The organism is Methanobrevibacter thaueri, from assembly GCF_015062905.1.
Taxonomy (GTDB): domain Archaea; phylum Methanobacteriota; class Methanobacteria; order Methanobacteriales; family Methanobacteriaceae; genus Methanocatella; species Methanocatella thaueri_A.
On record NZ_SUTK01000047.1, the window covers coordinates 1 to 10,979 of the forward strand.

General features: G+C 34.0%; 12 protein-coding genes, 2 tRNA genes and 1 pseudogene. 8 read left to right on the forward strand and 7 right to left on the reverse strand.

The genetic code is table 11. The annotated features are described in order from the left end of the window. The first annotated feature begins 40 nt into the window (after positions 1-40). From E7Z79_RS07845 to E7Z79_RS07870, 6 genes are all read left to right on the forward strand, one after another. Positions 41-610, forward strand: coding sequence for an exosome complex RNA-binding protein Csl4 (locus E7Z79_RS07845; protein WP_303739408.1), 570 nt, complete (start codon positions 41-43; stop codon positions 608-610). A gap of 14 nt (positions 611-624) precedes the next feature. Next, positions 625-903 (forward strand): DNA-directed RNA polymerase subunit L, encoded by a 279-nt coding sequence (locus E7Z79_RS07850; protein WP_303739409.1) that lies wholly within the window; start codon positions 625-627, stop codon positions 901-903. A gap of 30 nt (positions 904-933) precedes the next feature. After that, the gene (locus E7Z79_RS07855; protein WP_303739410.1) at positions 934-1,350 is read left to right on the forward strand and encodes an NUDIX hydrolase; all 417 of its coding nucleotides are present in this window, start codon (positions 934-936) and stop codon (positions 1,348-1,350) included. A 71-nt stretch (positions 1,351-1,421) separates the two neighbouring features. After that, complete coding sequence (locus E7Z79_RS07860; RefSeq protein ID WP_303739411.1) at positions 1,422-1,739, forward strand: transcription factor S; 318 nt, start codon at positions 1,422-1,424, stop codon at positions 1,737-1,739. A gap of 9 nt (positions 1,740-1,748) precedes the next feature. Further along, positions 1,749-2,687 carry a topoisomerase IV gene (locus tag E7Z79_RS07865; RefSeq protein WP_303739412.1) on the forward strand — a complete coding sequence of 313 codons (939 nt, stop codon included), beginning with the start codon at positions 1,749-1,751 and terminating at the stop codon, positions 2,685-2,687. Between the two features lie 22 nt (positions 2,688-2,709). Next, a tRNA-Arg gene (locus E7Z79_RS07870) sits at positions 2,710-2,783 on the forward strand. A gap of 1 nt (position 2,784) precedes the next feature. On the opposite strand, the gene E7Z79_RS07875 is transcribed toward E7Z79_RS07870, so the two are convergent. Beyond that, entirely contained in the window at positions 2,785-4,614 is a 1,830-nt protein-coding gene (locus E7Z79_RS07875) for a helicase C-terminal domain-containing protein (protein WP_303739413.1), read from the reverse strand. An 85-nt stretch (positions 4,615-4,699) separates the two neighbouring features. On the opposite strand from E7Z79_RS07875, the gene cobI reads away from it, so the two are divergent. Next, positions 4,700-5,404, forward strand: coding sequence for a precorrin-2 C(20)-methyltransferase (cobI, locus tag E7Z79_RS07880; RefSeq protein WP_303739414.1), 705 nt, complete (start codon positions 4,700-4,702; stop codon positions 5,402-5,404). Here the strand turns inward: cobI and E7Z79_RS07885 are convergent. From E7Z79_RS07885 to E7Z79_RS07905, 5 genes are all read right to left on the reverse strand, one after another. Further along, positions 5,401-6,171, reverse strand: coding sequence for a V4R domain-containing protein (locus E7Z79_RS07885; protein ID WP_303739415.1), 771 nt, complete (start codon positions 6,169-6,171; stop codon positions 5,401-5,403). The two genes, cobI and E7Z79_RS07885, sit on opposite strands and share 4 nt — an antisense overlap. 332 nt (positions 6,172-6,503) lie before the next feature. Beyond that, a complete protein-coding gene (locus tag E7Z79_RS07890) occupies positions 6,504-7,547 on the reverse strand; it encodes an NAD(P)-dependent alcohol dehydrogenase (RefSeq protein ID WP_303739416.1) in 1,044 nt (347 codons plus the stop codon). A gap of 381 nt (positions 7,548-7,928) precedes the next feature. Next, a tRNA-Leu gene (locus E7Z79_RS07895) sits at positions 7,929-8,012 on the reverse strand. A gap of 427 nt (positions 8,013-8,439) precedes the next feature. After that, a complete protein-coding gene (locus E7Z79_RS07900) occupies positions 8,440-8,805 on the reverse strand; it encodes a DUF2283 domain-containing protein (protein ID WP_303739417.1) in 366 nt (121 codons plus the stop codon). Continuing rightward, positions 8,802-9,113, reverse strand: a complete 312-nt coding sequence (locus E7Z79_RS07905) for a hypothetical protein (protein WP_303739418.1) — start codon at positions 9,111-9,113, stop codon at positions 8,802-8,804. The genes E7Z79_RS07900 and E7Z79_RS07905 overlap by 4 nt, the downstream gene beginning before the upstream one ends. A 451-nt stretch (positions 9,114-9,564) precedes the next feature. Between E7Z79_RS07905 and E7Z79_RS07910 the strand changes: the two genes are divergently transcribed. Further along, entirely contained in the window at positions 9,565-10,389 is an 825-nt protein-coding gene (locus E7Z79_RS07910) for a BRO family protein (protein ID WP_303739419.1), read from the forward strand. A gap of 230 nt (positions 10,390-10,619) precedes the next feature. On the opposite strand, the pseudogene E7Z79_RS07915 reads toward E7Z79_RS07910, so the two are convergent. Further along, positions 10,620-10,979: pseudogene (locus tag E7Z79_RS07915) on the reverse strand (ATP-binding protein); the annotation flags it as partial.

Below are 10,979 nucleotides of genomic sequence, written 5' to 3' on the forward strand. Positions count from 1 at the left end.
ATTATATTAAAGAAATTTTTATATTTTTGGTGATTTTAATATGAGTATAGAAGACGAAAAAATAGTGATGCCTGGAGATAAATTAGGAATAATCGAGCAATATCTGCCAGGGGAAGGTACTTATGACGATGATGGCGACATCAAATCAGCAGTGCTTGGAAATGTTAAAATTAATCAAAAAATGAAGGTTATTTCTGTTGTGTCAGATGCAAAACCAGCTCTTTTGAAAGTGGGAGATACCGTTTATGGCCAAATAACTGATATCAAACCTCAAAGGGCAAATGTGAAAATCGAATGTATGAAAGACAATGGCAGACCATTGGCATTACCTTATATGGGAGCCATACACATCTCACAAGCTAAAAAGGATTATTTGGAAAAATTGTCTGATGCTTTTAGAATTGGAGACATCATTCAAGCAAAAGTTGTTAAGATAACTGGAGACAATGTTGATTTAGGAACAGTTGACGATGATTGTGGAGTCCTAAAGGCAATGTGCACCCGTTGTAGAGATTTCATGCACACTACACAAAAAGATAATGAGCTTCAGTGCAATACTTGTAACAAAAAAGAAAGACGTAAAGTCTCTAAAAACTATGTTAATGATTAATTAAGGTTGATAAAATGGAAAATTTTAAAATTATTGAGGATAAAACTTTAGAACTCACTTTTGAAGTTGAAGATGAAAGTCACGGAGTTTTCAATGCTTTAAGACATGTCTTAATGCAAGATCCAGATGTTGAATATGCTGTTTACAATATCGATCACCCTCTTACTGGAAAGCCACAAATGACAATTAAGACCAAAAGGGGAAAAAGGCCTAGAAGCGTATTGAAAAAGGCAGCAGAAGAATTACAAAAAGAAAGTTCTGATTTTAAACAACTTATTGATGAAGCTTTATAGCTTCAAAATTTATTTTTTTAATGTGGTTTGATGTCAAAATACAAAACCCCTTCCCTAACAGCCGACATATTTATTTTTGATGATGATTTTAATTTTATTTTAATCAAAAGATTGAATGATCCTTACAAGAACTGCTGGGCGCTTCCGGGAGGATTTGTTGAATATGGTGAAAGTGTAGAGACCGCAGCAGTACGGGAAGCCAAAGAGGAAACCAGCATAGACGTGGAACTGATTGATCTGGTCAACGTTTATTCCAAACCGGACAGGGACCCAAGGGGCCACACAGTAACCGTTGCATTCACTGCAAAAGGAGATTTAAGTGCTATGAAAGCGGACAGTGATGCAAAAGAAATCGGTATTTTTTCATATGATGAAATCGGTGAAATTGACATTGCCTTTGACCACAGACAAATAATTAATGATTGTTTGAAAAAAGCCATAAAATAGGTTTTTTAGGTTATATATTTAAATAGATTAAGAATAATATTATTTACATATAATTCAATTGAGGAGATTAAATGGAATTTTGTCCTAAATGTAAATCTATCATGTTTCCAAAAAATGGTGTTTTAACTTGCAATACTTGCGGATACACAGATGAGGAAAAAAATACCGACAAGTACGAAAATGTTTCCATTGGGGACCATGAAGCTAGAGAAACCGTAAAGGATTTAGGTGAAGTTGAAGATATGCGTTCAACTATAAAAGAAATTTGCCCTGAATGCGGCCATGATAAAGCTTATTATGAATTAAAACAAACCCGTAGTGGAGATGAAGCTCCAACACGCTTTTTCGAATGTGAAAAATGTAAACATAAATGGAGAGCTTATGACTGAGGTTTTCTCATGAAAGATTCTAAAAAAGAGCATCGTATTTCAAATCTGAAAGATATGATTGACAATGTCACTGACGAATCATACGAACAAATTGAGGAAGACAGTGAGTTAATCGATTATCTTAATCAGAACAAAGATGATTTTGAAGTTCCGGAAATTGATGACGAATTCATATATCGTCCTAATGATGAATACAACAATGCTATTAATTTAGAAGAAACCCCAATCAATGAAGATTATATTATCAAAGCTCCAAAAAGTATTGATTCCGATAAAGATGAATATGATGATTTCGAAGGAGACCTAGTCGGAGAAATCAGTGAAAACTTCGATAATGCAATAAATGCAAAAGTTCGAGGCAGATCCATTCTGGCCATCATTAGTTCAGTTCTTGGAATAATACTGGTCATCATATCAATATTCATATTCCAATCACGCAGTGACAGGGTAATTGACAATGTTGTTGCTGGTGAAAGTAGTTTTATGTTTGTTGTTTTCTTAATAGCAGGAGTACTCTTGCTAATCTATGGAATATACAGATTGTTTAACATTAAAAATCCTTTTGAGAAGATTACAAGCAGTATAGATTCCATTGATAATGAAAAAAAAGACAACACCAACACCAAAAATGAAGAACCGTCACAAAAACCGATGCCAAAAAGCGAAATTCCCCTAGACAAAGACGCTTACAAAATAGGAGAATTTGACGTTAATGATTTGAAGACTTCTCTCAAAAAACCTACTGCTTCTACTAAAAAAGTGCAATTTAAGGATAATATCGATGATTTGCCTCCTGCAAAAAAGACTTTGACTGAAGAGGAAATTGAAGAAATCGAATATGAGCATGCAAAACTTGAAAGCGAATCAATCGATGACATTTTTGCCGAAGTTGAAGATATTGAGGAAGTACCGATAATCACACTAGATTCAAAAGAAAGACAAGAATAAAAAAAATTATATTTCTAATACGGGGCCTGTGGTCTAGTTAGGAATGACGTGGGACTTCGGATCCCAAGATCGAGGGTTCAAATCCCTCCAGGTCCGCTTATTTTTTAACGCGAACAACAGCTTCCTTGAAAAAGTCCGGAATCAATGACCGGTACATAGGGCTTTTGAACAGCATGTTGATGTCGCTGTCGATTATGTATGTGTAGCATGAATCGTCCTCTGCCCTCATACCACGCCCGTAAGCCTGCATCAATGTCATGACAGTCTTATAGGCATACCATTTCTTATCCCTTTTCATCCGCATATTGACCTGCTTATCGCCAAGATAAGGGAATGGTATTTTATATATTACCTGGAATCTGCACTTGTCATAAGGCAAATCCACACCTTCGCTCATTGATGGAGATACCAGAACCAACGGATTGTCATCCTTTTCAAAGAAGTTCAATACCTGCTCCCTGTTTTGTGAAGTGTGGGAAACCAGCCTTGAATTGTAGAGGTTGTTTGTAATGTACTGCTGGCATTTGTAGCTGTGGGTATGAATCAGACCCTTGTCGCCTTCATGCTTCTTTAGAATCTCCTGCAATATCGGAATTGTCTTCGGAGCGGTGTTTTTTATTCTGTTGGCAGACATTTTTCCTGCCAAATTAAGAATGATAGGTCTCTTTTCCTTTGTAAACGGACTGTCAACCTTTATATGATAGACTTCATTCGGATTGAGGCCGAGCCATTTGGAAAACATCTTGTGAGACAGGATTGTTGCGCTCATAAATATTACGACATCACCATATTTCAACAGGTTGCTTTTGGCATAATGGTGAACCCTCAGCGGCTTGAAGGAGACGCTTGTCTCATCGGTGTCGATTACCCAATTTTTAGGTTCCTTTTCAAGATTGTTCTTAAGTGTCTTGAGGCGGGCGATTGTTGATCTGATTCTGTCTGCCTTGTTCTTGCTCAAATCCTTTAATTCAATCTCTTCATATGCTTCCCTGATTGCATCGATTTCCATTATCCAATCTTCAATTTCGCCGTCCTTCAAAAGTGATTCTGACATTGTCTTGCTGATATCCTTTTCAAGAGACCTGTTGTACAGTGTCAGCTCCATTGTTGACATCAGCTTGTTTTCGATGTTGTGGGCTTCGTCGAGAATCAGCAGGGAACGGGTCCCGAAATGCTTTACATAATTAAGCTCAACAATTGCATAATCGTAATTCATCAGAGTTATCGGAGAGTTGATTGCATTGGCCTTCTGATTCCAGTAATGGCAGTGGGCGTCTGACTGGTAAAACACTGTTCCACCAAATGAATCCTCAAATGCGAGCTCCGCATCCAAAGTCGGATTTTTGGCAACCCCGTAAGGGCAGAAAAACTTGCTGGATGTTGGAGCAGTCTTGCAGTCCCCCATATCACATGTTATCTCCAGATTGCCATGCAAACATGCGAAATTTCCCCTTCCCTTAACCAGCGGGAAAGCGAATTCATCGGAATATTGGGACTGGAGCTGCTTTGTCATGGTCAGTATATAAGCTGATTCATACATTTTGGCAAGGGTTGTGGCTATAGCGGACTTGCCCGTACCTGTTCCGGCCTCCAAAATGATATACTTATAACCCTTTTTGATTGCATCGTTAATATCCTGTATAATCTCCAATTGTCCAAGTCTTGGCTGTTCGAATGGGAAATTTGCTATTATCTCATCATCGATATGCGGATAGATTTCCTTAAGGTACGCTGCGGTTCCTTCATCCTGCTGATAATCGTCAACAGAATATACCTCAGGAATCTCATCATCCAATATGGATGATTTTCTAGGCTTAGAAAAACTAAATAAGTTAGTTGGACCCTTAGGTTTTTCTCTATCGTATTTTCCACAAACGCAATTACTTTTTAACATTCCACAATTTGGACAAAACATAGAATTTGACATCAAAAATATATTAGTGAAGTAGTACTATAAATAAGTAGTAGACAAGTATTTTGCAAAATTGTATTTAAAATGTTAAAGTGATTATATGGTTAAAAAAGGAAAATTGATTGGAATTGGTGTGGGACCTGGAGATACTGAATTATTAACCCTGAAAGCCGCTAAAGTTTTAAAAACTGTTCCGGTAGTATTCTCACCAAAATCATCAAAAGAAAAGGAAAGTATTGCATTATCCATTGTCAGGCCAATACTTGAAGAAAGAAAGGACTATAGAAGATTGATGATAGTGGAACCTATTTTTCCAATGATTGAAAACAAAAAGGAACTTGAAAAGATATGGACCAGCGCTTCTGAAATGATTGCGCAATATCTTGACAGCGGAAGGGACGTTGCATTCATTACACTTGGAGACACTTCAATCTTCAGCACATACTCATATGTGCAAAGAAAACTGATCGACAGGTATGAAATAGAAACAATACCTGGAATTACATCATTTACAGCATGTGCGGCCGCAAGAAACAAGGCATTGGTTGAGCAAAATGATATTTTAACAATTGTGCCTAAAATTGACGACAGACTGGAAGAAATCCTTGACTATAGCGATTCAATTGTTCTTATGAAGGCTTCTAGAAACACTTCCAAGCTGGAATCAACAATTGAGAAAAAAAACAGACCTAAAGAAATATATTCCGTACAGAACTGTACACGTGAAAATGAAAAGATAATTGAAGGATTTTCAAATGAAAAGCCTTACCTTACAACCACCATCATCCAATTCGATGATGATTAGTATGATTTGATGTGTTGAGGTTCTATCTCAAACACACACTTTTCATCACCCATTGTATAGCACTGGATTTCGATTACGCTAACGGGCAAATTAAAGAATTCGCTGAATAGCCCTTCCAATATTCCGGTGTCCAAAAAGCATGCAGGTTTGCCTGTCCTTGGGAGCAATTTACATTCGAAACAGTCATATGTAGTGACCTTGATTATTTGGCCGACATTGAAAGTTAATTTTCCAAGGCCTTTTCTTTGCCAGTAATTAGCAATGTTTTCCATGAAAACATCCAAGTCGTCATCATATAGCATGCCAAAAATTGACTTTCCTATGCTGTTTCCGGTTGCCTGGAGGATTGGATCTATGTTTACTCCTTCCTGAATGAGCATCGCCTTTAATGTGTGGAACAGTAATGTTGAGAATTCCTCATCATTTTGGATGATGTTTTTAATTATATAGTCTGATTGGGTTTCCTCAATCTCCTTAGGTTCGGTTATGTTGACTGAACCGAGGTATTTTGAGTTTATGTAGAATATCTTTTTTCTGTTATCCTTTGGATGAAGTCTATAAGATATTACTCCGCTTTCCCTTAAACTTTTTAAATGGACTGAAACGGTTGATTTTGATTTTCCTGTGTTATTGACTATTTCATCAAATTCCATTTCAGTGTCTCTCAGCATTTCTAGAATTGTTAGCTTTACTGGACTTTTTACAACATTGACACCAACGTTATCGTTCAAGTTTGAGAATATTTGTATTGGTTTTTGTTCGTTCATTTGGCAATCCTCCATTGCTTATAATATAATCTAAAATTATTGCTTAATAAAGGTAACTATAAAATGAAAATAAAGCGAGTGTTTAATAAAATAACAATAAATATGAACATTTAATAATGGTAAAGCTAAAAAGAATACGAACTGTTCGTTTAAAGTGAACAAAATAGTTCGTATATTACGAACTATATGGTTCGCATACTTATTTTTCACCACTAAACTTTAACAAAAAATTCTGATGGGCTAAAAAGTTATGATGTCAATTATATTAACTTCGATTTTATTTAGGATTTGTCCAAAAAAAATAAAAAAAGGACATTGAAAGTCCTTTAAATTCATTCGTCAAATTCTTCAAATGTAATAACAGCCCTACCTTCAACTCTTCCATTTCTTAAGTCATCAAGCGCTTCTAGAACTTTACTGAATGGGTATTTTTGAGCTTGAACTGTTATTTTTCCAGCTTTTGCCAGGTCCATAATCTCATACAGGTCGGTGATAGTTCCACCTTGTGTTAACCTTACCATAACACCAGGTTTAACTGTAGTCCAGCTTACAGGGAGTGTTCCTCCACCAAGACCTAAAATAGAAATAAGGCCTAATCCTTTGGTAATTTGTGCAGCAAGTTGTAAAGAGTTATCCCTACCTACAAAGTCGAATACGGCATCTACACCTTTACCATCGGTCAATTCCATAATCTTATCATATGCATTATCATCTAAAACAACCAATTCATCAGCACCGAAATCAGTCATTTTAGCCATTTTATCAGCTGACCTGTTAACTACAATAATACGGGCAGAGGTTGTTAAAGCCAGATATTGACAACAGTAGAATCCGAGTCCGCCTACACCAATAACTACAGCAGTACCATTGTTTGGAATGAATGGTTTTGCAGTTTGTACAGCTCCATATGGAGATAAACCTGCATCAGCTAATGCTACGTATTCTGTAGGATCAAGGTCCCCTAAAGGTGCAACTTCTCTTGCATCAGCAATCATATATTCTGCCATTCCGCCATCTTCTTTAAGACCACGTGCACTTGCAACTTCACAGAAGTTGTCACGGCCTGAAAGACAGTATTGACATTTACCGCATGCATGCAATGTGTCTACAATGACATTCTGTCCAACCTCAACAGTGTCCACTCCAGGTCCAAGTTTTGCAACAGTTCCTGCGTTTTCGTGACCAAATGTGAATGGTCCTTCAAATGGAACTGTGATAAAACCTTCATCGATAACTTCAAGGTCGGTTCTGCACATTCCAGCGCCTTTCATTTTAATTAAGATTTCGCCAAATCCAGGTTCTGGTATAGGTACCTCTTCCAATACAGGAGGTTTTCCTAATTCATTAATTCTCCAAGCTTTCATTGTTTCAGCCATGTTTATTCCTCATTTTCAATTTTATTCATCAAATGATAATTCAATGAAAATTATAAAAAATCCTAATAAATATTAATCATTGACTTCGTTCATCTATTTTTCAAACAGTTGAATATTTATTACAACAATTCTAATTTAGAGAGATTAAATCCAATATTATATATAATATATTTTACTTTTATTATTTAATTTTATTGAAATTGAAAAATCTTCAATTTTTATCTTGAGTTGATAACTTTGAACAGGATGTTTTGACGATGGAAACTACAAAACGTATGATATAGTTCGCAACCTCATTCTCCACCACCAAAACTTTAATAAAACAGTTCATATAAAGTATTTAAGGTTCAATGTACTCTTAAAAAGTTAAAAAACAAGAAATAGACGCGGTGGGATTCGAACCCACGTAGCAACTGATGCATAAGACCCTGAATCTTACTCCTTTGACCACTCGGATACACGTCTAAAAGAACTATCTGAAAAAGTAATCCAGGCAATGGATTTTAACTATATTATTATAATATTTCTTTTAGTATAAATATGTAATCTTATTCGACCATTGATTGTTAGGCCAACCGTTCTTATATTCTCAACTTTCACCATGTTTTTTTAAGTAATGACTCTTATGAAAACAATGACATGTACATGATGAAGAAAACAAAAAATTAGAAAAATACAATGAACACAAGGATTCTCATCCTTGTTTTATTATTTTTAAGTATTTCTTCAACTAAAAACTCTTCATATGCGTATTTTCGATGAAAAATACGAACAATTCGTATAAAACTTATAAAAAGTTCAGATACTTATCGATTTCAAGCATTGCAACTCTGATACAAATTTATTTTCTAAATAATTATAAAATCAGGTTGTTAAGATGTAATGAATAATGTTATGCTGTAACCAGTTCAGATTCAATAGCAGGAATACCATTTAAATTAGTTGTGATTCTATTCATTCCAAAAGTTTGTGTTTTATTATGGACCGGAACTGCTAATTTGACTTTTAAATTTATAGCTTCTTCAGTGATTATTGATTGAATAGTAATTTTAGTTAAATTATTAAAATGACTTTTATCCAGATTGAATATTTTAGATGCATTTAGAAATTCAAATGCAATAGGTTTACCTTCTTTATCAATATCCAGAATCACATCATTGTCTAATTCAAGTGAAACTTCATATTCATAATCATCAATACAATATATGAATAATGAGTCCCCTTGACGGTCATAATCATATACTACTTTGTTATTCATTTTCTCACCCTCTGATTTCTGAAAGTTTCCATAACAGTTACAAATTTCACATCTTTATTATCATTTATACTTATCACTAATGATATATCTTTTGTAGGTCTCTGATTGTGTTCAAAATATAATCTAAATTTATTGTAATCTTGCTTGATAATCCCCATTAACGGATTGTGTAAGAATGTTTCAAAGATTAAGCCAAAATCTCCAATCCGTTGAATATTCCTAACATCAAAATGTTTAGTATCAGGCATGAATGATTCATCACAGGAATTAATTATTTCAATTGCCTCCTCAATAGAATAATCTCTCATTTTAAAAACCTTTATTTTATATTTTAAAAAATTTAATTTAATATTATTTTAAATTAGAAATTTTATAAGCTTTTTGGTTTAAATGAATACAATATTATAAAGTTGAAGCAATTTTACAAAAGTAGAGCAATTTTTATAAAAGAAATTTCCCAAAGACAAAATCTATAAAAATACGAATAATTCGTATAAAACTTATAAAAAAGTTCCGATACTTATCGATTTCAAGCACTGAAACTCTGATACAGAATTTGTTTTGTAGTTATAATTAAATTTTTTGACACTGTTAAAAATTTAAAAATACTATTGTTTGATAGTGTAATATTGCTCTCACTTCATAAAATTGCTCTAACTTTGTAAAATTGCTTTAATTTCAAACAAAAACTATATTTACTTCCTAATTTAATATAATAATAATTAATTTATCCTTAATTAAGTTAAAGGAGGTAATGTTATGGATGAAAAGTATGCTATAAAATTATTTGAAGAGTATAAAATAAGAACCAAATGGGATCCTGAAATCGAAGATTACTATTATTCAGTAATAGACGTTATTGCGGTTCTTACAGAAAGTAAAAATCCTAGAAGGTATTGGTCTGACTTAAAAAGAAAACTTAAAAAAGAAGGAAGTCAGTTGTACGAAAATATCGTACAACTTAAAATGAAATCAACAGACGATAAATTTTATAAAACTGATGCTGCTAACACTAAACAATTATTAAGAATCGTACAATCAGTCCCTTCACCAAAAGCAGAACCATTCAAACAATGGTTAGCCCAAATAGGTAAAGAAAGACTTGAAGAAATAGCAGATCCCGAAATTGCCATGCAAAGGGCGATCAATACCTACCGCCAAAAAGGTTACTCCGAAGAATGGATAACCCAAAGAATGAGAACTATTGAAACCAGAAAGGAACTAACCGCCGAATGGAATAGGGTCGGGGTCAACGAAGGAATTGAATATGCAATTCTAACTGATGATATATCCAAAGCATGGTCTGGAATGTCAACAAAAGAATACAAGCAACACAAAGGACTTAAAAAAGAAGGCCTAAGAGACAACATGACAAACATGGAATTAATATTAAACATGCTGGCAGAAGCATCAACAACTGAAATCAGTAAAGTTGAAAATCCCGATGGTTTTGAGGAAAGCCGTGATGTTGCAAAACGTGGTGGGAACATTGCAGGAAATGCAAGAAAAGAACTTGAAGCAGTAACCGGCAAATCTGTAATTAGTAAGAAGAATTCTAAAAATCCTGAATTATTGGATGAATAATTAATTCATCTACTTTTTGTTTTTTGATAAATACAATTATTTTTCATACATTTAACTATTTTTGAAAAAGAACCACAATCCACCTAAAATATAAGGATAAAAATACGAATAATTCGTATAAAACGTATGATATAGTTCGCATGCTTATCTTTTAACACCTCTGAACTCTAGGATACTTTATTTTGTAATAATTAAAAAACTTTTGAAAGCAAATCCAAAACTAATGCTAATTAAATACTTCTAAATGGATATATTCCATTCTTTTCATGACTATTTTGAAGCCAGTAGGTGAGTATTGGGTCAGTAATTTGGTATTTGTCATTTACATATTCAATTAAGTCAAAATCAAGCAGGCGATTCAATGGCCTATTAAGTGATCCGCTAGTAACCTCTAAAGTGTTTGCTATTTCAATTCTCCTTTTAGGGTTTCCAAGTAAAGAAATGATTATTTTTTGTTCTTGAAATGTTAATTTAGACCACATGAATATAAAATGTACTGCAAGATAATCAATCGAATCCTTAAATAACTCAATAATGTTATTTTCTGTTAAGGTTATGTTTTCTGGAAGAATTTTTGCAAATATGTTGAT

What these genes read in the sequence shown, in the direction of transcription:
- E7Z79_RS07890 (WP_303739416.1), bottom strand. Translation starts at nt 7,547, where the DNA reads ATGGCTGAAACAATGAAAGCTTGGAGAATTAATGAATTAGGAAAACCT.
- E7Z79_RS07865 (WP_303739412.1), top strand. Translation starts at nt 1,749, where the DNA reads ATGAAAGATTCTAAAAAAGAGCATCGTATTTCAAATCTGAAAGATATG.
- E7Z79_RS07860 (WP_303739411.1), top strand. Translation starts at nt 1,422, where the DNA reads ATGGAATTTTGTCCTAAATGTAAATCTATCATGTTTCCAAAAAATGGT.
- E7Z79_RS07855 (WP_303739410.1), top strand. Translation starts at nt 934, where the DNA reads ATGTCAAAATACAAAACCCCTTCCCTAACAGCCGACATATTTATTTTT.
- cobI (WP_303739414.1), top strand. Translation starts at nt 4,700, where the DNA reads ATGGTTAAAAAAGGAAAATTGATTGGAATTGGTGTGGGACCTGGAGAT.
- E7Z79_RS07845 (WP_303739408.1), top strand. Translation starts at nt 41, where the DNA reads ATGAGTATAGAAGACGAAAAAATAGTGATGCCTGGAGATAAATTAGGA.
- E7Z79_RS07900 (WP_303739417.1), bottom strand. Translation starts at nt 8,805, where the DNA reads ATGAATAACAAAGTAGTATATGATTATGACCGTCAAGGGGACTCATTA.
- E7Z79_RS07850 (WP_303739409.1), top strand. Translation starts at nt 625, where the DNA reads ATGGAAAATTTTAAAATTATTGAGGATAAAACTTTAGAACTCACTTTT.
- E7Z79_RS07905 (WP_303739418.1), bottom strand. Translation starts at nt 9,113, where the DNA reads ATGAGAGATTATTCTATTGAGGAGGCAATTGAAATAATTAATTCCTGT.
- E7Z79_RS07885 (WP_303739415.1), bottom strand. Translation starts at nt 6,171, where the DNA reads ATGAACGAACAAAAACCAATACAAATATTCTCAAACTTGAACGATAAC.
- E7Z79_RS07910 (WP_303739419.1), top strand. Translation starts at nt 9,565, where the DNA reads ATGGATGAAAAGTATGCTATAAAATTATTTGAAGAGTATAAAATAAGA.
- E7Z79_RS07875 (WP_303739413.1), bottom strand. Translation starts at nt 4,614, where the DNA reads ATGTCAAATTCTATGTTTTGTCCAAATTGTGGAATGTTAAAAAGTAAT.